Genomic DNA, 20,861 nt, shown 5'->3' with positions numbered 1-20,861 from the left:
GTGAACAATAACTCTACCATTTTCTTTGACAACATTTTCAACTTCTTGTTGGCAGAAATCACGAATTCCAACTTGAACAATTTTTGATATTTGTGGAATTTGCAAAGCGTTATACATTATGGATGCATGAGAAAAAGTGAAACCTTCATAGGCAATACGCAAATCCATGTGTGCATCAAGATGAAGAATTCCGAAGTTTTCGTGTTTTGTTGCCAATGCTTCGTAATATCCTAGTGGTGTTGAATGATCGCCACCAAGTAGCACTACTTTTTTTCCTTGATTCATCCAGTGAAGCGTTTTTTCTTTTACTTCATTGTGCAAATCACGACATGCTATATTTATTTTTTCTAAATCCAACAACAAATTAGGATGATTTTTTAAATCTTCACCATTTTCTAATGCTTGAATTATAGGTTGTGCTAGAGCTTTGAATGAATTAGAATTTATTTTCCAATTTTCGGTTGAATCATCATAAAACATTCCGAGTTTCCATAATTCTGGAAAATCTTGATGGCTTAAATCTACTTGAAAAGATGCTTCAAGAATTGCTTCTGGACCATTTGATGCTCCAGAACCATAACTTACTGTTACTTCCCACGGAACTGGAATTATAATAATTTCTGATTGTTCGGAAGAAAATGGCAAACCGAATATTGTTGCATCGGCTAATCCTGGTTGACTTGGATCGAAGTTATGGATGATTTGTTGTTTATTCATTTTTCGTTTATTGGAACGCAGATGGCGCAGATTAAACTGATTTTTGCGGATTTTTTTTAATGTGATAAAATTCCTTTTTTTAATATTTGTCCAAAATTGTACATATCTTCATAACTGCAATATAGTGGAACTGGGGCAAAACGAATTACATTTGGTTCACGCCAATCTGTTACAACTCCGTTCTTCATTAGATATTCAAACAAACTTCGTCCTTCACCATGAAAAAAAACTGATAATTGACATGCTCTTTCTTCTAGGTTTGATGGAGTAATTATTTCGAAAGTGCTGTCAACTTCTTTGTCTATTTCTTGAAGGATAAATTCTAAATAGGATGTGATTTTATTTCGTTTTGCAATTAGTTTTTCCATTCCAACTTCGGCAAACATTTCGACCGATGCCAAATATGGTGCAAGAGATAAAACTGGAAGATTACTAATTTGCCAACCATCGGCACCAATTGTTGGGTTAAAATTTTGTTCCATTTTGAAACGATTTTCTTTTTTATTTCCCCACCAACCTGCAAATCTAGGTAAATCTGTATTGTTATGGTGTTTTTCATGAATGAAACATCCGGATGCGTTTCCTGGTCCTGAATTCATGTATTTGTAACTGCACCAAGCTGCAAAATCGACATTCCAATCATTCAATTCTAGATTTATATTTCCTGCTGCGTGCGCCAAATCGAAACCAACTATTGCTCCTGCTTTATGTCCAGCTTGTGTTATTGTTTTCATATCGAAAACTTGTCCAGTATAATAATTTACGCCACCAAATAATACTAATGCAAGTTCATCGCCAACTTCTTCAATTTTTGCTAAAACATCTTCTAGTCGAATATTGTGTTCTCCTTCGCGACGTTTTATTTCTATTATTGCATCTTCTGGTTTGTATCCATGAAAATGTACTTGTGATTGAAACATATATTGGTCTGACGGAAATGCTTTTTCTTCGCAGATAATTTTATATCTGGTTTTTATTGGTTTATAGAATGAAACCATTAGCAAATGTAAATTGACAGTTAATGTATTCATTACTGTAATTTCTGATGGTTTTGCTCCAACAATTTGACTTAACGGATTGGCAAATCGTTCATGATAATCCCACCATGGTTTTTGTGCATAAAAGTGACCTTCGACTGCAAGATTTGCCCAATCGTTCATGATTTCATCAACATAATTTCTGGCTGATTTTGGTTGTAAACCAAGTGAATTTCCTGTAAAATAAATTACATTTTTGCCATTGTGTTGCGGAAAAATAAATTCTTCTCTATATTTTTTTAATTCGTCTTGTTGGTCAAGTTGTTGTGCGAATTCGAGATTATTTTGGAATGTCATTTTGCATTTTGTTTGTGGTGTAAATGTATAGAAAAGTTTAAAAGTTTAAAAGTTTATGAGTTTAAAAGTTTGTGTAATGATAATTGATTTTGTGAAAGAAGACAACTATTTAGCCCTGGCATCCTTTTTAAGGCAGGTAATAATGGAAATCCTTTTATGCCTTTGGAGAAGTTCGAAACTTTGCCAAAGTTATAAAAGATTGAAATGGAAAGCAGGAAAATGGATTGTAGAAATGCGATAGATTCGCTCCAAAAAAAAATCTCACCTTTTCTGATGAGATTTATTATGAGAATCTGAAATACTGATAAAAATCAGCACAAGCGAGTTCAGATTAAATTATTAGCATTGCATCACCATAAGAATAGAATTTATATTCTTCTTTGATTGCAATTTCGTATGCTTTTTTCATTAAATCGTGTCCACAAAATGCAGAAACCATCATTAATAATGTTGATTTTGGTGTATGAAAATTGGTAATCATCGCATCGGCAATACTAAAATCGTATGGAGGAAAAATAAATTTATTTGTCCAACCATCAAATGTATTTAATGTACGTTGAGATGAAACTGCACTTTCTATTGCTCGCATTGATGTTGTACCAACGCAACAAATTCTATTCTTTTTTACCTTAGCATTGTTAACAATGTCGCAAGCTAATTGATTGATTTTCAATTCTTCTGAATCCATTTTATGTTTAGACAAATCTTCTACCTCAACTGGATTGAAAGTTCCTAAACCTACATGAAGTGTTACTTCGGCAAAGTCGATTCCCTTTATTTCTAAACGTTTTAAAAGGTGTTTAGAAAAGTGTAAACCAGCAGTTGGAGCAGCAACTGCACCTTCTTCTTTGGCATAAATAGTTTGGTAACGTTCTGCATCTTCTTCGTTTACTTCACGATTGATGTATTTTGGAATTGGAGTTTCGCCAAGTTCGGTAAGTTTTGCACGAAACTCTTCGTAAGAACCATCATATAGAAAACGCAAAGTTCTTCCTCGAGATGTTGTGTTGTCTATAACTTCAGCAACTAGTGAATCGTCATCGCCAAAATATAATTTATTTCCTATTCTAATTTTTCTTGCTGGATCTACTAAAACATCCCAAAGACGTTGTTCTGCATTTAATTCTCTTAATAAGAAAACTTCAATTCTTGCACCAGTTTTTTCTTTGTTTCCATACATACGTGCTGGAAAAACTTTGGTGTTGTTAAGAACCATAACATCGCCATCACCAAAATAATCGATTATGTCTTTGAACATTTTGTGTTCTATGGTTCCTTTTTTTCTGTCGATAACCATTAGACGAGATTCGTCACGATTTTCGGCTGGATATTCTGCTAATAATTCTGTTGGAAGATTGAATTGAAAATGAGATAATTTCATTTGAGAAAGTTATGAGTTATGAGTTATTCGTTTTGAGTGTTTTAACTCAAAAATTTTAACGTGTGCAAATATACGATTGTGAGATAGCCATTGTCAAGTGTTTTGGTGTTTATTTTTTTATTGAAAATTAATTTTACTAATTTATTGTTTATTTTAGCTAAATTTTAATACATTTTATTAAAAAAAATCTTTAAATAATGAATAAAATTTATATCGATCCATCGTCTAGAATTTTATATTCATCCTATTATATAAAAGGGTTATACGAATTATTTGGTAAAGAAAATGTGCTTTTCTCAAAAAAATATTTTAAAGATTTGTGTAGAGGTAAGGATGATTTTTCATTTGAGCATTTTTTTGCTTTTGTACATATTAATTCTATTGGAAAAACCACAAAATTTGTAATTGACTTTTGCGATCCTTATGATATTCATAAACCTGCATACAATTGGTGTGATTTATATGCTAAAATAAATTGGAATCCTGAATTAGCAGGCAACGATTTTGACAAAAAAATTGTTCTAATTCCTCCAAGTTTTGGTGTAAAAATATGGAGTTTGAGCAAAACCATATTTTTTAGCTTAAAAAATTATTTTCTTTATAATTCTATTCTTTTAACATCAACAAAAAAACATTTCAAGGATTATTATGACCAATACAAACGTTCTTATATAGATGATTATGAAAATTCTAATAAAGATTACCTTGAAAACTTGACTCCATATATTTTTATGATAGGTACTCTTTGGGATGATGAAAATTCTATGGAATTTACCAATTCTAAAAGAAAAGAATTTGCTGAAATTTGTCTTAAAAAAGAATGTGATTTTGAAGGTGGCTTTTATTCAAAAAACTATTTTAATAAAGATTATGCCAAATTAATTTTTAATAAACTTTATACATCCAAAAAATATATAATCAATACCAAACTTTCTCAATTTGTTTTCAATACTCCTGCTGTGCATAATTGTCATGGATGGAAACTTGCCGAATTTTTTGCAATGAATAAACCTATCATTTCTACACCACTAATTAATAAAATTCATTGTGAATTACTACATGGAAAAAATATTCATTTTGTTTCTGATAAAAAGGAGTTAGAAATTGCAATTGATCTACTATTAAACAATAATAAATATTGTAAAGAACTTAGCAATAATATAAAACATTTTTATGAAGAAAAATGCAGTCCCAAAGCTGTGATTCAATCTTTAATGGCTTCTGTATTAAATTAAAATAATATTAAACCCAATGCTTTTTAGGTCTTCCCAATATGTTGGATAGGATTTAGAAACTACTTCGGCATTTTCAATAATTAAAGATGTTTTTAATGCAAGCGGAGCAAATGACATTGCCATTCTGTGGTCTTGATAAGTTGAGATTGAGATTATGTCGTTTTTTAATAATTTAATGTTTTTTTCCACTCCGTCCTTCGAACACCTCTCCAAAGGAGAGGAATTCTTTAATGTTAAACTATCGTTGGTTACAGAAATGTTTGCTCCGAGTTTTGTGAGTTCTGTTTTTAATGCTATTAATCTATCGGTCTCTTTTATTTTTAGAGTATGTAAACCAGTTAAGTGACAATCTATTCCTAGACCGAAACAAGTAACGGCAATAGTTTGAGCAATATCTGGAGAGTTATTTAAGTTGTGAGTTGTGAGTTGTGAGTTGTGAATTTTAGATTTAGAAATTGTAATAGAATTATTATCATTAAAAATAGTTTCTACTCCAAAGTTTTTATAAATTTCAACTAGAATTGAATCTGCTTGTATGCTTTTTTCTTTGAAACTGAAAAGTGTAATTTGGGTTCCAATTTCGGAAAGTGCAACTATTGAATAATAATATGAGGCAGATGACCAATCGGATTCTATAGTTAATTGTTGATTAACGATTGCTGATTTATGATATACTTTGATACTATTATTTTCAAAACTTGTTTCAACTCCTATTCGATTTAATAATTCCAATGTCATTTTGATGTATGGAATGGATGTTATTTCTCCTTCAAGAGTTATTTCTAATCCGTTTTCTAGTTTTGGTGCAATTAATAGAAGTGCCGAAATGTATTGACTGCTTACATTTGCATCTATAGAAATTTTATTTTGGGTTATTTTTTTTCCTTTAATTTTTATTGGTGGAAAACCATCATTTTCTATATATTCAATATCTGCACCCAATTGTTTTATGGCATCAACTAGTATTTTTATTGGTCTTTCTTTCATTCTTGACGAACCAGTTAGAACAATTTCTTTTCCTTCTTGAATTGCAAAATAAGCGGTTAGAAATCGCATAGCTGTTCCAGCATGATGCACTTCGACAAGCTCATTGTGACAATCTTTTGCTAGTGCTTTTACCATCACTTTGGAATCATCTGAATTGGATGTGTTTTCTAAAGTAATATTTGGATATAATGCTTGTAGCAATAACAATCGGTTGGTTTCAGATTTGGAACCAGTTATTGCGATTTTTGAATTTTGAATTTTGAATTTTGAATTTTGAATTTTGAAATCCACAATTATTTTAATTTATCATTGTTTTTATGTCGGTCTTTGTCACGAATTGATTTTAACTCCATTTTTTTGTCAAATGATTTTTGTAAATCTATTCCTGTTTGATTAGCCAAACACAAAACTACAAAAACTACATCGGCAAGTTCTTCGCCAAGGTCTTTATTTTTATCGCTTTCTTTTTCGGATTGTTCTCCGTATCGACGAGCTATGATTCTTGCAACTTCGCCAACTTCTTCTGTAAGTTGCGCCATATTGGTGAGTTCGTTAAAGTAGCGAACTCCGTGAGTTTTTATCCAGTTGTCTACTTCTTGTTGGGAGTTTTTAAGGTTCATGGTTAAGTCATTGCGAGAAACGAAGCAATCTTATCAACTTTATGTATACATCAACAGATTGCTTAGTTCCTCGCAATAACGTTGATTAAAAAAACGTTGAGTTGATTATGCATTGTCCTCTTGTTAAATTATCATTATGTCTTTTATTTCTTCATACAAATCAGTCCAATTTTGATTGATACTTTTAATTAAATTTTCTTTTGTGGCTCTATTTCCTGCTTTTAGTTGTTTTTCTCTTGCAATTGCATCACCAATCATTTGAAATTGTTCAAAGTAAACTAATTTATTTAAATTATAACGTGCAGAAAACGAGTTTTTATAACGCTTTTCAATATGTTGCAAAATTCTATTTGGCAAATTGGAAGTTACTCCTACATATAATGTTGTATTGTTTTTGTTGGTTATTATATAAATGAATCCTGGTTTCATAGGCATTTTTTAAGGCATTATGTCTTGGTTACACAGTCATTGCGAGGCACGAAGCAATCTGTTGATGCTTACGCTTGATTGATGAGATTGCTTCGTGCCTCGCAATGACTGCATTTAAGAATTTTCTACTATTACAATTTCTTCCTTGCTCAAACCATACAGTTCATAAACCAACTTGTTAATTTGATTATCTATGTTTTTGCATTTATCGTCAAGGTAGTTTTTGTCGCGCTCGGTTACTGCGATTTGTTGTTGCTTTTTGGCGACTAACATTTGTTCAACTAAAACTACAATTTGGTCATGTGTTTCTTGGTTGGATTTAGTGATTTTTGGGATTGGAACATTTTCTAAATATTGTTTTGAATATTGAATTGTAGTTTTTCCTAATAATCTTAATTCAGTTTCAAGAAACCATTCCATTAATTTAGATGCTAAAATTCCGTTAATGAATTTTAAATCTTTTCCTGTTATCATAAAACAAGTTTTGTCTATATAACACTCTTCTTTGATGTATAAAAATTCTGAACGTCTAACAGTTGTTTCTGGATAAATTATTTTTTCAGTTTCAAACAAATCATAATAACTACAAGCTCGTAAATTATACCAATTTTGACCTTGATCGCTTCTGGTTTTTACTTTGTTTCCAAAACTATTTAAGTGATTGTATATACTAAGATAATCATTTTCAATATCAATTCCGTTTTGAGATACAATTAAATATAAATTTGCCCAAGTTGCTGTATATCGGTGTACATCTCGACCTCTAAAAATTGGTTTTATAATTTTAGCAGCATTTTTATCTTCTGCAATAAGTTTGTTTTTAGTTTCCTCATTAATTATGAAAGCTTCATTAAAACCAGTCAATAAACCTCTATTTATTTGAACTTTTAAATTTTTTAAACTTTCTGTTTTAGTTTTAATTTTCTTTTTTAAAACAATAACAGAATCGTCTGCAATAATCCATTTCTCGGACTTTAAAATGTCTATTATAAGTTTGTTTTCTTGATGGTAATCATCAATTAATATCTTATCATTCCAGTTTTTTTTGAATAATGTTGCTTCAAGTTTATTTTTGGGTTTAGAATTTTCAACTATCAAAATATTTGAATCAACAGTTGCATCTTTAAATATTTTGTGACCACCAAAGTTTATTAATGTAATTGGATTTGAATTTTCTTTTAAAAAGTTAATTAATACTTTACCATAATTAGTCTGCAACCATTGATTAGAGGTTATGAATGAAACTAATCCTTTCTCGTTAAGAAATTTTATAGCTCTTTCATAAAACAAACAATAAATATCTGTTCCTTTTTCAAAAACTTTATAATTTAATTTTAAATTTTCGTTTTGAAGTTTGTCAATAGTTGATAATGAAAAATACGGTGGATTTCCCACAATAGCATCAAAACCACCTTTTTTAAACACTTTGGCAAAAGCCATTTTAAAATCAAATGGATTTAGTTTTCGTTCTTGGTCAAGGTCTAAATCTAACTTATTGGTTAAAATATCGGTTCCAATTAAAGAGTTTCCACATTTGATATTGTTGGTTAAGTTGGGCAAAATCTTTTCGTGAAACAAAACCATCATGTCGTTTGCCGTACTTGTAGTTTCATCTTCCAACATTTTTAAAAATAACGATAACTGCGTTACTTCGGTTGCTTGCAAGTCAATATCTACACCATAAATATTGTTTAATAAAATATGTTGTTTCTGCTGAATAGATAAAACATAAACGCCAAAATCTTCATTGTACTTGCAACCGTCTTTTTTGGCACTGTTTGGGTTTTCGTTATACCATTTGTTATGATAATCGAGCAAATATTCAAAAACTCCAATTAAGAAACTTCCTGAGCCACAAGCAATGTCGGCAAAAGTAAGTTCTGCAATTTGCTTTGGGGTTTTGTTTTCAATTAGTTTTCCAACGGTGTTTTTTACTATATAATCTACTATATATTTTGGTGTATAAAAAACACCACCGGCTTTTCTAACTTCGGGTTTAACTTCAATAGTTGCTTTTCCGTTTTCAATAACCACAACTTTCCCAAGAAAACGCTCATAAATGCTTCCAAGAATGTGAATAGGAATATAATTAAAATCGTAAGGCGTGTTGGTATGGTCTAAATCTGAACATAAAGCTTTAAATAAATCATCGTTGGCACCACCAAATTTTTTATCATCAATAAAAAGTGGTTTAAAAACAATTCCGTTGTATTTAGCATCTAAATATTTAGAATATTCAACAAACTTTGCCCAAGGATGAGTGGCAGTTGCAATATTGTGAATGATGTTTTCAGTTTCTATTAATTTATCTTCAAGGAAACGAATAAAAACAATTCTGTCAATAGTTCGTTGAGTTGCTTCGGTTAATGAATACGCATCAAGCGAAGTATTATTTTGATAAAAAGCAGTTGCAAGTTCAAAACGTTTTGCATCAATATAATTCAAAAAACTTTCATCAATAGATTGGTATTTTCCACCAAAAAGTTTGAGTTGAGTGGATGTTCCTTTTGGTTTTTTGAGTTTTTCAATGAATGTAGTAAGGTTTCCAGCAACTAAAGCTTCTCGCGAAAATATCCAATAGAATTCTTCAAATGTATCGTAATCCCTAAAATCGGTGTATTTGTAATATTTAATTTGGTTTTGAAGAATAGTATCAAAATCTGGACGAAAACGACAATCTATAATTACAATCTCTTCGAAATCGGTAAGAATAGAAACGCCAGTTCCTGCATTCCAGCCATATTTAGCCGTTTGAAAATAGTCGTCTTTGTTTTGTCTTAAAGTTCTTGAAGGTTTCTTTGCTTCAACAAAAAACTGTTCTTGTTTATAATTTGGTGCAAGAAAGAAAGCATAATCAGCACGTTTTTGTCCTAAACCGCCTTGTTGTTTTTGAGCTTTCTCAATTTTCACTTCTTGTTCAAAAGGATTTTTTTGGCGGTCATGGTTTACATCCCAACCAAGAAATGTATAAAATTTGTCAATATACTCTTTACGAACTTCGGCTTCTTGATAACTAACGGAAAGATAATGTTCAGTTCCTGCTTCAAAATGATTGATAAGTTCTTGAGTTTCTAAATAAGCCGATTTGCAGTCTATTATTTTCATATAAAAACAAATATAAATAATTGTGAATTGTAAATATGATTTAATTATAAAAAATTAAATTACTCTCTATTTTTACTATCAATAACAATTGTAACTGGACCATCGTTTAATAATTCTACTTTCATATCAGCTCCAAAAACGCCTTTTTGTACTTTTTTACCCAACTCATTTTCCATTTGAAGTATGAAATTTTCATAAATTGGTATAGCAATTTCCGATTTAGATGCTTTTAGATAACTAGGACGATTTCCTTTTTTGGTAGAAGCTTGTAGTGTAAATTGTGAAACAACAATAACATCGCCATTGATGTCTTTTACTGATAAATTCATGATTTTGTTTTCATCACCAAAAATGCGAAGATTGGCAATTTTTGAGGTTAACCAATTGATGTCTTCTTGATTGTCGGCATCTTCTATTCCGATTAGAATTAATAATCCTTGTTTAATATTGGCAACGATTTTATGGTCTATCGTTACTGATGCAGATGATACTCTTTGGATTACTGCTTTCATTGATTTGGTTTTTTATTTAAAAACACCTCGACTGCGCTCGGTAGGACAAATTTTCTAAATTTGAAATTGATTTTTGAAATTGATTTTTGAAATTGAAATTGATTTTATTTATTCCTAGTTTCGTCACTAGCAATTCGATCATCATTATAAATATCGGTTCGGTAATGATCGTCGTCGCCTTCAAGAATTTTTAAATAACTATTGTATCGTGTCCATGAAATTTTATCATCTTCTAAAGCTTGTTTTATGGCACATTTTGGTTCTTCTTTGTGTAAACAATTGTTGAATTTGCATTGGTCTTTGAGCTTGAAAAATTCTGGAAAATAACCACTTATTTCTTCTTTTTCCATATCTACAATTCCGAATCCTTTTATTCCTGGTGTGTCAATTATTTTAGCTCCAAACGATAAATCATACATTTCAGCAAAAGTTGTAGTGTGCTGACCTTGCATGCTTTGCTCCGAAATTGTTTTGGTTTTTAAATGTAAACTTGGTTCCATTGCGTTAACCAAAGTTGATTTTCCAACGCCAGAATGACCAGAAAACATAGTGGTTTTACCTATCATTATTTCTTTTAATTCTTCAATTCCTTTTTCTTCTGTTGATGAAACTCGCAAACATTTGTAACCAATTTCTTGATATATGTGTTGCATAAATAATTGTTCGTCAAGAGTAATATCGTTTAAGGTATCTATTTTATTGAAAACCAAAATAGTTTCAATTCTATAAGCTTCGGCTGTAACAAGAAATCTATCAATAAAATTGAATGTTGTTGGCGGATTATTTATTGTAATTAATAAAAATACATAATCAAGATTGGATGCTATAATGTGCATTTGATGAGAAAGATTAACCGATTTACGAACAATATAATTTTTTCTGTCGTGAATATTGGTTATTGTTCCTGTTACAACATCGGAGTTTTCATCTAAATCATAATCTACAACATCGCCAACTGCAATTGGATTGGTGCTTTTAATTCCTTTGATTCGGAATTTACCTTTGATACGACACTCCATAAAATCGCCTTGCAATGATTTCACTGTGTACCAACTTCCTGTAGATTTATATACGACTCCTGTCATTTATATTTATTATGAATTTTGAATTATAATTTTTAAATGTCAAAATTACGTTAATTCAACATTTAAAAATTATAATTCAACAATTAAAATAGTTATGAATTAATAATTTTCTCTTGATGATTAATACTTTCTTGATGAATTGCTTTAAATAATCTCAAAATAAACTCTTCACTCAATCCTTTATCTTCTCCATCAAGTATCATTTTTCCTAAAATTTCATTCCATCTTTTGTTTTGTAGAACTGCTACGTTTTTGGCTTTTTTCAAAGCTCCAATTTGTTCGGCTACTTTCATTCGATTACCTAAAAGTTCAAGCAATTTACTGTCATAAATATCAATATTGGCACGAAGTTTTATCATATCTATATTAAAATCTTCTTCATCTGTAGTCATTTTTTTGACTTTCAAATCCTCGAAAATTTGTTTCAAAACTGTTGGTGTAACTTGTTGTGCAGCATCACTCCAAGCATTCTCTGGATCAGTATGTGTTTCAATAATCAAACCATCATAATTTAAATCTAATGCTTGTTGCGATACTTCTTGAATCATATTTCTGTTTCCTGTAATGTGCGATGGATCACATATTAAAGGCAAATCTGGAAACTTACTTTGCAATTCAATAGCAATTTGCCATTCTGGAATGTTTCTATATTTAGTTTTTTCATACGTTGAAAAACCTCTGTGAATTACACCTAATTTTTTGATTCCTGCATTATACAATCGTTCTACACCACCAATCCATAAAGCCAAATCTGGATTTACTGGGTTTTTTACCAAAACAATTTTATCAGTATTTTGCAAAGCATCGGCAATTTCTTGCACTGCAAATGGATTTACTGTTGTTCTTGCTCCAATCCACAAAACATCAATATCATGTTCTAATGCTAATTTTACGTGTGCAGCGTTAGCAACTTCAGTCGCCATTAATAATCCAGTTTCGGCTTTGGCTTTTTGTAACCATTTTAATCCTATTGCTCCAACACCTTCAAAGCCACCAGGACGCGTTCTTGGTTTCCAAATTCCTGCTCTAAAAATTGACACATCAGAATTTTTTAATTCGTGAGCAATTTTCAATACTTGTTCTTCTGTTTCAGCACTACATGGACCAGCAATTACTAGCGGATGTGTTAAATTGAAATCATTTAACCACGTTCTCATTTCTTTTTTTGTTTTCCATATTCTTGGTTTCGGGTTTCGGGTTTTGGGTTTTGGGTTGCTTTGTTTTCTCTTAAACTCACAACTTTCAACTTTTAACTCGCAACCAATTTATTTTAATATCTCTTTAATTCTATTCGTATTTTGCATTTCGTTGAAGACTTCTTGAAAATTATCATTCTCGAGTAACTCTTTAAAATGCGTCAAATTCTGAATGTATTCTTCTAACGATTTTACTACTTGTTTTTTATTCTGTTTAAAAATTGGTGTCCACATGGCTGGTGAACTTTTGGCTAAACGAACTGTACTTTCAAATCCCGAACCTGCCATGTCAAAAATATCTTGCTCGTCTTTTTCTTTTTCGATTACTGTTTTCCCTAACATGAATGAACTTATGTGTGACAAATGTGAAACATAAGCAATATGTTTATCATGTGATTTTGGATCCATGTATCTTATTCTCATTCCGAGTTTATTGAACAATTCCATGGCAATTTCTTGCAATTTGAAGGTTGTTTTTTCGACTTCACAAATGATGTTTGTTTTACCTTTAAACAATCCTTTTATTGCTGCTTTTGGTCCTGAAAATTCAGTTCCTGCAATGGGATGACATGCTAAAAAATTTCTCCTTTTTGGATGATTTTCAATCGCTTGGCAAATTGGAAATTTAGTTGAACCTACATCAAAAACCAGAGTTTGTTCTCCAATTTTATTCAAAATATCTGGCAAAATTACTAAAGCAACATCAACTGGCACAGCAACGATTACTATATCTGCGTTAATTAAATCATTTTCATTTGCTTTTTGGTCGATAATTCCGAGATTTACTGCTTCATCCAAATGCTTTTCGTTGGCATCAATTCCGAAAATCATTGCATCATCATAAATTGATTTTATGTCTAATGCCATTGATCCGCCGATTAATCCGATTCCTATAATATATACTTTCATGTTTACTTTTTTTTCAATATCAATTGCAAAAATCAAATTCAAAAATCAATTACAAAATTCAAAATTTAATTATTTAAATATTGTTTCTTTTTATTTTGATTGCTATAGAATTTTGCTTTTGACATTGTTATTGAAATCTTTTTATTGCTTCCAATATATTTTCTTCTTTCACACATAATGAAAATCGAATATAACCTTCGCCGTTGCTTCCAAATATTGTTCCTGGTGTTAAGAAAATGTGTTTTTCGTATAATAAATTATCTATAAATGCTTCCGATTGAATTCCGGCTGGTAATTTTGCCCAAACGAATAATCCAACGGAATTTCTGTCGAATGTACAATTCATTTTTTCTGCTAATTGAAAGATTAAATTTCTTCTTTTTGTATAGATTTCATTCTGACTTTCAAACCATTCTTTTCCAAGTTTTAATGCTGCTATTGCTCCTTTTTGAATTCCGTAGAACATTCCCGAATCCATATTGCTTTTTACTTTTAAAATTGCATCAATTAATGTTGCATTTCCTGCAACCATTCCGACACGCCAACCAGACATATTGAAAGTTTTGCTCAAAGAATTCAACTCAAGAGCTATTTCTTTTGCACCTTCAATTTGAAAAATCGACAACGGATTGTCATTTAAAACAAAACTGTATGGATTGTCATTAACAATTAATATATGATGTTTTTTTCCAAAATCGATTAACTTTTGATACAATTCTAAAGTTCCATTGGCACCAGTTGGCATGTGCGGATACGAAACCCACATCAATTTAACTTTTGATAAATTTAATGCTTCTAGTTTTTGAAAATTTGGATGCCATATATTATCATCTTTTAAATCATAATAAACTGCTTTTGCTTGGACCAATTCGGTTACCGAAGCATAAGTTGGATAACCTGGATTTGGAATTAAAACTTCATCACCTTCATTTAAAAAAGCTAATGAAATGTGCATTATTCCTTCTTTAGAACCCATTAACGGCAAAATTTCGTTATTTGAATTTAATTCAACATTGAAATTAGTTGCATAAAAATCTGCAAATCCTTGGCGTAATTCTGGCAAACCTTGATAACTTTGATATTCGTGTGCTTTTTCGTCAAACATTGCATTTCGAATGGCTTCAATTACAGAAGAATGTGGCGCCAAATCTGGACTTCCAATTCCAATATTGATAATTGGTTTTCCATCGGACATCAGTTGTCTTACTTCTTTCAATTTTCTTGAGAAGTAGTATTCTTGGACGGTTTCTAGTCTTTTTGCTGTTGTAATCATTTGGGTTAATTTGGTTATTTGTTAATTTGTTTATCGCAATTGTCGAATAACCAAATCAACGAATCAACTTATTTTTGTATTCTCCCAAAACCTTGAAATGATTGGTCATAATTTGTAAAATTTTTGTGGCTTTTTCATAATGTTTATACTTTTCAAAAACGACATCTACAAAAAATGAATATTGAAAAGGTGATTCTATTATTGGCATTGACTGAATTTTGGTTAGATTTAATTTGCAATTAGTCATCACATTTAAAACAGTTGCCAAACTTCCTGGCGTGTCATCTAATTCAAATTTTAACGATGCTTTATTGATTTCCTCTTTTGGTACTCGACTTTCTTCTTTACTCAAAATAAAAAATCGGGTCATGTTATTGTTTACTGTTTGAATTTCTGGTGCAATTATATTTAAATCGTATAATTCTGCAGCTAATTTACTTCCAATTGCTGCGATTCCATTAATTTGATTTTGATGAATTCTTCTTGCTGTTTCAGCGGTGTCTTTGTCTTCAACCAATTTAATGTTTGGATATTTTTTTAAGAAATCCATACATTGCAACAATGCCATCGGATGTGAATGTACTTCTTGAATATCTTCTAATTTTTGTCCGTTTAAAACCATTAAATTCTGAACGATATCTAAATAATATTCACCAATAATATATAAATTGTTCTTGTCAATTAGCGCATAATTTGGAATAATTGAACCTGCAATAGAATTTTCTATTGCCATAACAGCCAATTGCGATTGATTGTTTAATAAACTATCAACAACTGCTTCAAAAGACAAACATTCATCAAGCGAAACATTTTCTTGAAAATATTTTAACGCTACTTGATGATGGAATGATCCTTTGATTCCTTGTATGGCTATTTTTTCTTTCATTATAAAATTTAGAATATGAGACTCTGAAATACTGAAATAAATTCAGCACTAGTAAATTCAGAGTAAAAAAAAATCCCGATTTGCATCGGGATTTAATATTTATGTTTTTATATAATTTAGTTTTTTACATAACACAATACAAATCCCGATCTTTTGTTAAAAAAGAAATAATAGAAATTATTATAATATGTTGTGATTTTTGAAATCATTTGTGTTTTTATGTTTTGCTAAGGTAGTTAAAAATGTTAAACCATTGTAAAAAACTTAATAAAAATTACGGAAACGTTTTCGTGAAATCATAAAAGTCATTTTTCTACGTTTAATTTTAAACCTCATAGAATCATAGTTTTTGAGGAACTCATGGAATGTAAAAAGATATTTTATTCTTCACATAGAGCTATAACATCTATTTTAAGTGAAACGTCTTTTACATATATATTTCTATGTGTTTAAGATTTTGTTTTTTATTATTCCTTTAGTATTTATTACATTTGCTACAAATATCAAGTTATGTCAATAGAAGTTCAAAATATTTCAAAAAGTTATGGTGCTCAAAAAGCATTAGACAATGTTTCATTTTCAGTAAAGAAAGGAGAAATTGTAGGTTTTCTTGGACCAAATGGTGCTGGAAAATCAACTTTGATGAAAATTTTGACTACATACATTAATGCTGATGAAGGAAAAGCTTCAGTTAATGGAAATGATGTAAACGAAAATCCAAAAGAAGTTCAACTTTCTGTTGGTTACTTGGCAGAACACAATCCTTTGTATTTGGATTTGTATGTTAGAGAATACTTGGCTTTTAATGCAGATGTTTATAAAGTAGCAAAATCTCGAATTGAAGAAGTTATTGAATTGACTGGTTTGTCATCTGAAAGTCATAAAAAAATTGGACAATTGTCTAAAGGTTATCGTCAGCGTGTTGGTTTAGCAACTGCTTTATTGCATAATCCAGAGGTGTTAATTTTGGATGAACCAACTACAGGTTTAGATCCAAATCAGCTGGTTGAAATTAGAAATGTAATTAAAAATGTGGGAAAAAATAAAACTGTTTTTCTATCTACACACATAATGCAAGAAGTGGAAGCTATTTGTGATAGAGTAATTATTATCAATAACGGAAAAATTGTTACTGATAAAAAACTTGATAAACTGGTTTCTGAAATTAAGGAACAAGTGATTGAAGTTGAGTTTGACAAAGCAGTAAACGAAGCGCTATTTGCAAAATTACCAAATTTAAAATCTTATAAAACCATTTCTTCAAATAGTTGGGAACTTACATTTGAAACTGAAATTGATATGCGTTCTGCTATTTTTGATTTTGCACAAGATAATAGTTTGAAAACTTTACAATTGAGTTTGAAAAGCAAGAATTTAGAGCAAATTTTTAGAGAAAAAACTTTTAATAAATAATATTAATTATAGATAATTTTTCCTTCATAAAGTTGTTCAATATTTACTATCGTTGGATTGTTTTTTAGAATAACATTTCCTGTACTTACCATTTTTCCGGTAATACTTTGAATTGGGTTTACCGTCATATCGTTAGAACCACGATGAAAAACGTTAATAGTTTGAGAAATTAAATTTGAAGCATCAATTTTACCATTTCCATCATAAAAATTCAATAATGATTCGCCTGTTTGACCTGAAATATAAAATCTAGAAACATTATTGTTTTCTATAACTAATTGATAGTTATTTACTTGAATATGAAAATCATTAGTTCCTGCGCCTGCACCTAAATCCATAGAATTCAAACGAACAATATTATGAGTTAAAACACCATCAGAATCTATATTTTGCTCTGTTTTAGAAACTAAATTTAAAAAATCTAACATAGGAGTTGTAACATATACAACTGTTTGTCCGTAATCGCGAACCCAATTGCAAGAAGAATTATCTTTAAGATAAAGACCATCTTCTTTAAATTCTACAGAAATGTTTTCCAACAAATTCTCGCCAGTTTTTACTTGAACTTTATATTCTGTTCCTTGCTTTACAATGACTCCAATTCCTTTAAAAACATAAATCGAATGAAAATAATTTGCTTCGCTCACTTCATATTCTTTAATAACCATTGCGCCACTAGATTCTATACAATCTAATGGTTTTGAACAACTTATAAAAATTGCTAAAACACTAATAATTAAAATAATTTTCTTCATTTTTATTTTTTTATAATCTTACACCTATGGCAAATTCTAATGCTTCTGCAAGGAAACCATGTGTTTTTATAGATAAACCAGTATATGTTTTTTTGTTGAAATAATATTTCATTCCAAGTCGGTCATAAACAGGAATATCAAATTTATAAGGTTGATAAATATAATATCCAACTTGTGCTTCAAGAGAAATTTTATTTATGAACAATTCATGACCTACAAAAACTCCAACACGTTTAAAATCAGTATTTGGATCAAGATTTTGTTCAGGATATGCAACGCTTTGATATTTTATAAAATCCTTAAAGAAATTAGAAATAAATACTTCGGTACCAAGTTGCAAAGCGCTTTTTCTATTAACTCTTTTGTCTACATAAAATCCAAAATGATAAAAAGGATGTTGACCACTACCAATAATTGGACTTTCATTTACTCCAGTTCTTAGAATTATATTGTAGCGAATTGGTTCTTTAAAAGCCAAATTAACTGAAATTGTATCTTTTTCTCTTTTTATTTTATCTGTAAAATTATAATTTACACCAACGCTTAATGCATAAGTATTAAGTCCACTATTTGGTGCTTTTAGTCTTCCATTAGAAAAATGTGTAAAAATCAATCCTGCTTGAATTCCAAAATTATCAACAATATATTCTTTTTTAAAAGACAATCCGAAGTTTGTATTTGCAAGTATTTTAGAACCAAAAGCATTATTTTTACTGTTAGTTTCTTTATCCTGCGGATTGGTTGTAAGAGCAACACCTTGCGCAAGTTTAAAAACCAAATTTCTATTAAAAAAATAAAAATTATAATGCATTCCTAGAGCAAAATTTTTGCCTAAAATCTCATTTTTAAAATCTTGATAAAGAAAATAACAACCATAATCTGGGTAATTATAAGCTTTTTGCCATTCTTTATCACCATGAGTTTGTCTTAGAAAATTTATCATAACACCTTCTGGATGACCAGTAACTAGATGTTGTAAATCGTCAGTATGTGGAAAAACATTTCCTTTAATGAAATTAACATCAATAGCATTGGTTTCATTGTTGTCTTGAGCAAAAGCCGCAATTGAAAACAAAACCACTAAAAAACACAATTTCCTCATCCTAAAATTTTAAGTTCACAAATATAATAGAATAACTTTAGGATTTATAAAATTAATTTGTAGCGAATGGATTGGGAGTATTTGTTTTCCTTATTCCTGCTACTAAAACTCGCTTTTATTTCATAAAAAATGAAATAAAGAGCTCAAACAATTTCAGTATCAGGACTAATAATTTTTGTCTTTTGTGAAAAAAGAATTAAAATACTTCCTTTGCAATAGCTTTAATATTCTCAGCTTTTCCCATAGAATAGTAATGCAAAACTGGAATTCCTGCAGCAACCAATTCTTTACTTTGTTGAGTACACCATTCAATTCCTATTTGTTTTACAGCATCATTATCTTTTGCTTTTACAACTGCCATAATTAAATCATCTGGTAATTCTAAAGAAAAACGGTGCGGAATTAAATTCAATTGTTTCTTTGTAGCAATAGGTTTTAATCCCGGAATAATTGGTATTGAAATTCCTGCAGCACGACATTTGGCAACATAATCGAAGAATTTTTTATTATCAAAAAACATTTGTGTAATGATATAATCGGCACCATTTTTTATTTTTTGTTTTAAAAAATGAATGTCGCTATCCATACTTGGTGCTTCCATATGTTTTTCGGGATAACCTGCAACTCCAATACAAAAATTGGTACACGATGAGTTTTGTAAATCTTCATCGAGGTAAATTCCGTTGTTTAAATTGTTGATTTGTAAAACCAAATCGGTAGCATATTCGTTCCCATCTTTTTCGGGTTTAAAATAGGTTTCGGTTTTTAATGCGTCGCCACGAAGTGCAACAACATTATCAATGCCAAGAAAATCTAAATCAATCAATAAATTTTCGGTGTCTTCTTTGCTAAATCCACCACACAAAATATGCGGAATTGCATCTACTGGATATTTGTTTTGAATTGCTGCACAAATTCCAACCGTTCCAGGTCGTTTTTTTACAATTTTCTTTTCTAAAAGTCCGCTTGGTAATTCTTTGTATTGATATTCCTCACGATGATAGGTTACATCAATAAATGGTGGGTTAAATTCCATTAATGGATCAATACTATCAAAAATAGATTGAATGTTTTGTCCTTTTAATGGCGGAAGAATTTCGAACGAAAACAATGGTTTTCCGTTGGCGTTTTCTATGTGTTGCGTTACTTTCATAATTTTATTGTTGCGAGTTGCGAGTTGCGAGTTGCGAGTTAACTTTGAACCCGAAACTTGAAACCCGAAACCAAATTAATCTGCTATATTCGGCGATAGCCATTTTGTTGCCATTTCGGTAGAAATTCCTCTACGTTTGGCATAATCTATTACTTGATCTTCTTTTATTTTTCCGAGTCCGAAATACTTGCTTTCTAGATTTGCAAAGTAATATCCCGAAACTGATGATGCTGGCCACATTGCCATACTTTCGGTAAGTGTTACTCCTATTTCTTTTTCTACATTTAGTAATTTGAAAATAGTTGGTTTTTCTAAATGATCTGGACAAGCAGGATAACCTGGTGCTGGACGAATTCCTTTGTATTCTTCGGCAATTAAATCTTGATTGGATAAATTCTCATTGGATGCATAACCCCAAATTTCCTTACGGACTTTTAAATGTAAATATTCGGCAAATGCTTCCGCAAATCTATCTGCCAAAGCTTTTATCATTATTGAATTATAATCATCTAATTCCTTCTCAAATTGGGATGCTTTTTCGTCAACTCCAAAACCAGTTGTTACACAAAAACAACCTATATAATCTTGTTTCTCATTATCTTTTGGAGCAACAAAATCAGATAATGCAATGTTTGGTGCGCCAACCGTTTTTTGGGATTGTTGTCTTAGGGTTAGAAATTTTGCAATTTCTTTTCCATTTTCATCATAAACTTGAATATCATCATCATTGACTGTATTTGCTGGAAAAACTCCTATAATTCCTTTGGCA

Annotated in this window: 19 protein-coding genes; 2 read left to right on the top strand and 17 right to left on the bottom strand. The window is 30.4% G+C overall.

What is annotated here, in order from left to right; genetic code table 11:
* The 3 genes from ACH2BO_RS06440 to queA all read right to left on the bottom strand — a co-directional run.
* Positions 1–717: arginase family protein (locus ACH2BO_RS06440; RefSeq protein ID WP_395043933.1), on the bottom strand; the 717-nt coding region annotated here is incomplete at its 3' end.
* Between the two features lie 56 nt (positions 718–773).
* Positions 774–2,051, bottom strand: a complete 1,278-nt coding sequence (gene kynU, locus ACH2BO_RS06435; protein WP_395043932.1) for a kynureninase — start codon at positions 2,049–2,051, stop codon at positions 774–776.
* Between the two features lie 331 nt (positions 2,052–2,382).
* Positions 2,383–3,432 (bottom strand): tRNA preQ1(34) S-adenosylmethionine ribosyltransferase-isomerase QueA, encoded by a 1,050-nt coding sequence (queA, locus tag ACH2BO_RS06430; RefSeq protein WP_395043931.1) that lies wholly within the window; start codon positions 3,430–3,432, stop codon positions 2,383–2,385.
* A gap of 197 nt (positions 3,433–3,629) precedes the next feature.
* On the opposite strand from queA, the gene ACH2BO_RS06425 reads away from it, so the two are divergent.
* Positions 3,630–4,667 (top strand): glycosyltransferase, encoded by a 1,038-nt coding sequence (locus tag ACH2BO_RS06425; RefSeq protein ID WP_395043930.1) that lies wholly within the window; start codon positions 3,630–3,632, stop codon positions 4,665–4,667.
* On the opposite strand, the gene ACH2BO_RS06420 is transcribed toward ACH2BO_RS06425, so the two are convergent.
* The 10 genes from ACH2BO_RS06420 to ACH2BO_RS06375 form a co-directional block, all read right to left on the bottom strand.
* Complete coding sequence (locus ACH2BO_RS06420) at positions 4,659–5,945, bottom strand: 3-phosphoshikimate 1-carboxyvinyltransferase (RefSeq protein ID WP_395043929.1); 1,287 nt, start codon at positions 5,943–5,945, stop codon at positions 4,659–4,661. The genes ACH2BO_RS06425 and ACH2BO_RS06420 overlap by 9 nt on opposite strands.
* A gap of 2 nt (positions 5,946–5,947) precedes the next feature.
* On the bottom strand, positions 5,948–6,274 hold the full coding sequence (locus tag ACH2BO_RS06415; protein WP_395043928.1) for a nucleotide pyrophosphohydrolase: 327 nt from the start codon (positions 6,272–6,274) through the stop codon (positions 5,948–5,950).
* Positions 6,275–6,397: 123 nt separating this feature from the next.
* Positions 6,398–6,703 (bottom strand): GIY-YIG nuclease family protein, encoded by a 306-nt coding sequence (locus ACH2BO_RS06410; RefSeq protein WP_395043927.1) that lies wholly within the window; start codon positions 6,701–6,703, stop codon positions 6,398–6,400.
* Between the two features lie 114 nt (positions 6,704–6,817).
* Positions 6,818–9,808, bottom strand: coding sequence for an Eco57I restriction-modification methylase domain-containing protein (locus tag ACH2BO_RS06405; protein ID WP_395043926.1), 2,991 nt, complete (start codon positions 9,806–9,808; stop codon positions 6,818–6,820).
* Positions 9,809–9,867: 59 nt separating this feature from the next.
* Complete coding sequence (gene dtd / locus ACH2BO_RS06400) at positions 9,868–10,320, bottom strand: D-aminoacyl-tRNA deacylase (protein ID WP_395043925.1); 453 nt, start codon at positions 10,318–10,320, stop codon at positions 9,868–9,870.
* Between the two features lie 104 nt (positions 10,321–10,424).
* Positions 10,425–11,405 (bottom strand): ribosome small subunit-dependent GTPase A, encoded by a 981-nt coding sequence (rsgA, locus tag ACH2BO_RS06395; RefSeq protein ID WP_395043924.1) that lies wholly within the window; start codon positions 11,403–11,405, stop codon positions 10,425–10,427.
* Between the two features lie 92 nt (positions 11,406–11,497).
* The gene (locus tag ACH2BO_RS06390; RefSeq protein WP_395043923.1) at positions 11,498–12,562 is read right to left on the bottom strand and encodes a chorismate mutase; all 1,065 of its coding nucleotides are present in this window, start codon (positions 12,560–12,562) and stop codon (positions 11,498–11,500) included.
* A gap of 108 nt (positions 12,563–12,670) precedes the next feature.
* Entirely contained in the window at positions 12,671–13,510 is an 840-nt protein-coding gene (locus tag ACH2BO_RS06385; protein ID WP_395043922.1) for a prephenate dehydrogenase, read from the bottom strand.
* A gap of 127 nt (positions 13,511–13,637) precedes the next feature.
* Positions 13,638–14,783, bottom strand: coding sequence for a pyridoxal phosphate-dependent aminotransferase (locus ACH2BO_RS06380; RefSeq protein ID WP_395043921.1), 1,146 nt, complete (start codon positions 14,781–14,783; stop codon positions 13,638–13,640).
* A gap of 55 nt (positions 14,784–14,838) precedes the next feature.
* Positions 14,839–15,669 carry a prephenate dehydratase gene (locus tag ACH2BO_RS06375; protein ID WP_395043920.1) on the bottom strand — a complete coding sequence of 277 codons (831 nt, stop codon included), beginning with the start codon at positions 15,667–15,669 and terminating at the stop codon, positions 14,839–14,841.
* 510 nt (positions 15,670–16,179) lie between these two features.
* Between ACH2BO_RS06375 and gldA the strand changes: the two genes are divergently transcribed.
* On the top strand, positions 16,180–17,082 hold the full coding sequence (gene gldA, locus ACH2BO_RS06370) for a gliding motility-associated ABC transporter ATP-binding subunit GldA (RefSeq protein WP_395043919.1): 903 nt from the start codon (positions 16,180–16,182) through the stop codon (positions 17,080–17,082).
* 2 nt (positions 17,083–17,084) lie between these two features.
* On the opposite strand, the gene ACH2BO_RS06365 is transcribed toward gldA, so the two are convergent.
* The 4 genes from ACH2BO_RS06365 to ACH2BO_RS06350 all read right to left on the bottom strand — a co-directional run.
* A complete protein-coding gene (locus tag ACH2BO_RS06365) occupies positions 17,085–17,837 on the bottom strand; it encodes a GIN domain-containing protein (RefSeq protein WP_395043917.1) in 753 nt (250 codons plus the stop codon).
* 10 nt (positions 17,838–17,847) lie between these two features.
* On the bottom strand, positions 17,848–18,939 hold the full coding sequence (locus ACH2BO_RS06360) for an acyloxyacyl hydrolase (protein ID WP_395043916.1): 1,092 nt from the start codon (positions 18,937–18,939) through the stop codon (positions 17,848–17,850).
* Positions 18,940–19,135: 196 nt separating this feature from the next.
* Positions 19,136–20,092 (bottom strand): methylenetetrahydrofolate reductase [NAD(P)H], encoded by a 957-nt coding sequence (gene metF, locus ACH2BO_RS06355; RefSeq protein ID WP_395043915.1) that lies wholly within the window; start codon positions 20,090–20,092, stop codon positions 19,136–19,138.
* Between the two features lie 75 nt (positions 20,093–20,167).
* Positions 20,168–20,861, bottom strand: a 694-nt coding sequence (locus ACH2BO_RS06350; protein WP_395043913.1) for a vitamin B12 dependent-methionine synthase activation domain-containing protein, incomplete at its 5' end; no start/stop codon positions are given.

It is taken from the genome of Flavobacterium sp. (genome assembly GCF_043773265.1).
Lineage (GTDB): Bacteria > Bacteroidota > Bacteroidia > Flavobacteriales > Flavobacteriaceae > Flavobacterium.
This window is presented reverse-complemented; position numbering and strand designations above follow the sequence as displayed.

Excerpts from the sequence above, each read along its gene's own strand:
- kynU (WP_395043932.1), bottom strand. The coding sequence starts at position 2,051 with ATGACATTCCAAAATAATCTCGAATTCGCACAACAACTTGACCAACAA.
- queA (WP_395043931.1), bottom strand. The coding sequence starts at position 3,432 with ATGAAATTATCTCATTTTCAATTCAATCTTCCAACAGAATTATTAGCA.
- ACH2BO_RS06425 (WP_395043930.1), top strand. The coding sequence starts at position 3,630 with ATGAATAAAATTTATATCGATCCATCGTCTAGAATTTTATATTCATCC.
- ACH2BO_RS06415 (WP_395043928.1), bottom strand. The coding sequence starts at position 6,274 with ATGAACCTTAAAAACTCCCAACAAGAAGTAGACAACTGGATAAAAACT.
- ACH2BO_RS06410 (WP_395043927.1), bottom strand. The coding sequence starts at position 6,703 with ATGAAACCAGGATTCATTTATATAATAACCAACAAAAACAATACAACA.
- ACH2BO_RS06405 (WP_395043926.1), bottom strand. The coding sequence starts at position 9,808 with ATGAAAATAATAGACTGCAAATCGGCTTATTTAGAAACTCAAGAACTT.
- dtd (WP_395043925.1), bottom strand. The coding sequence starts at position 10,320 with ATGAAAGCAGTAATCCAAAGAGTATCATCTGCATCAGTAACGATAGAC.
- rsgA (WP_395043924.1), bottom strand. The coding sequence starts at position 11,405 with ATGACAGGAGTCGTATATAAATCTACAGGAAGTTGGTACACAGTGAAA.
- ACH2BO_RS06390 (WP_395043923.1), bottom strand. The coding sequence starts at position 12,562 with ATGAGAACGTGGTTAAATGATTTCAATTTAACACATCCGCTAGTAATT.
- ACH2BO_RS06385 (WP_395043922.1), bottom strand. The coding sequence starts at position 13,510 with ATGAAAGTATATATTATAGGAATCGGATTAATCGGCGGATCAATGGCA.
- ACH2BO_RS06380 (WP_395043921.1), bottom strand. The coding sequence starts at position 14,783 with ATGATTACAACAGCAAAAAGACTAGAAACCGTCCAAGAATACTACTTC.
- ACH2BO_RS06375 (WP_395043920.1), bottom strand. The coding sequence starts at position 15,669 with ATGAAAGAAAAAATAGCCATACAAGGAATCAAAGGATCATTCCATCAT.
- gldA (WP_395043919.1), top strand. The coding sequence starts at position 16,180 with ATGTCAATAGAAGTTCAAAATATTTCAAAAAGTTATGGTGCTCAAAAA.
- ACH2BO_RS06365 (WP_395043917.1), bottom strand. The coding sequence starts at position 17,837 with ATGAAGAAAATTATTTTAATTATTAGTGTTTTAGCAATTTTTATAAGT.
- ACH2BO_RS06360 (WP_395043916.1), bottom strand. The coding sequence starts at position 18,939 with ATGAGGAAATTGTGTTTTTTAGTGGTTTTGTTTTCAATTGCGGCTTTT.
- metF (WP_395043915.1), bottom strand. The coding sequence starts at position 20,092 with ATGAAAGTAACGCAACACATAGAAAACGCCAACGGAAAACCATTGTTT.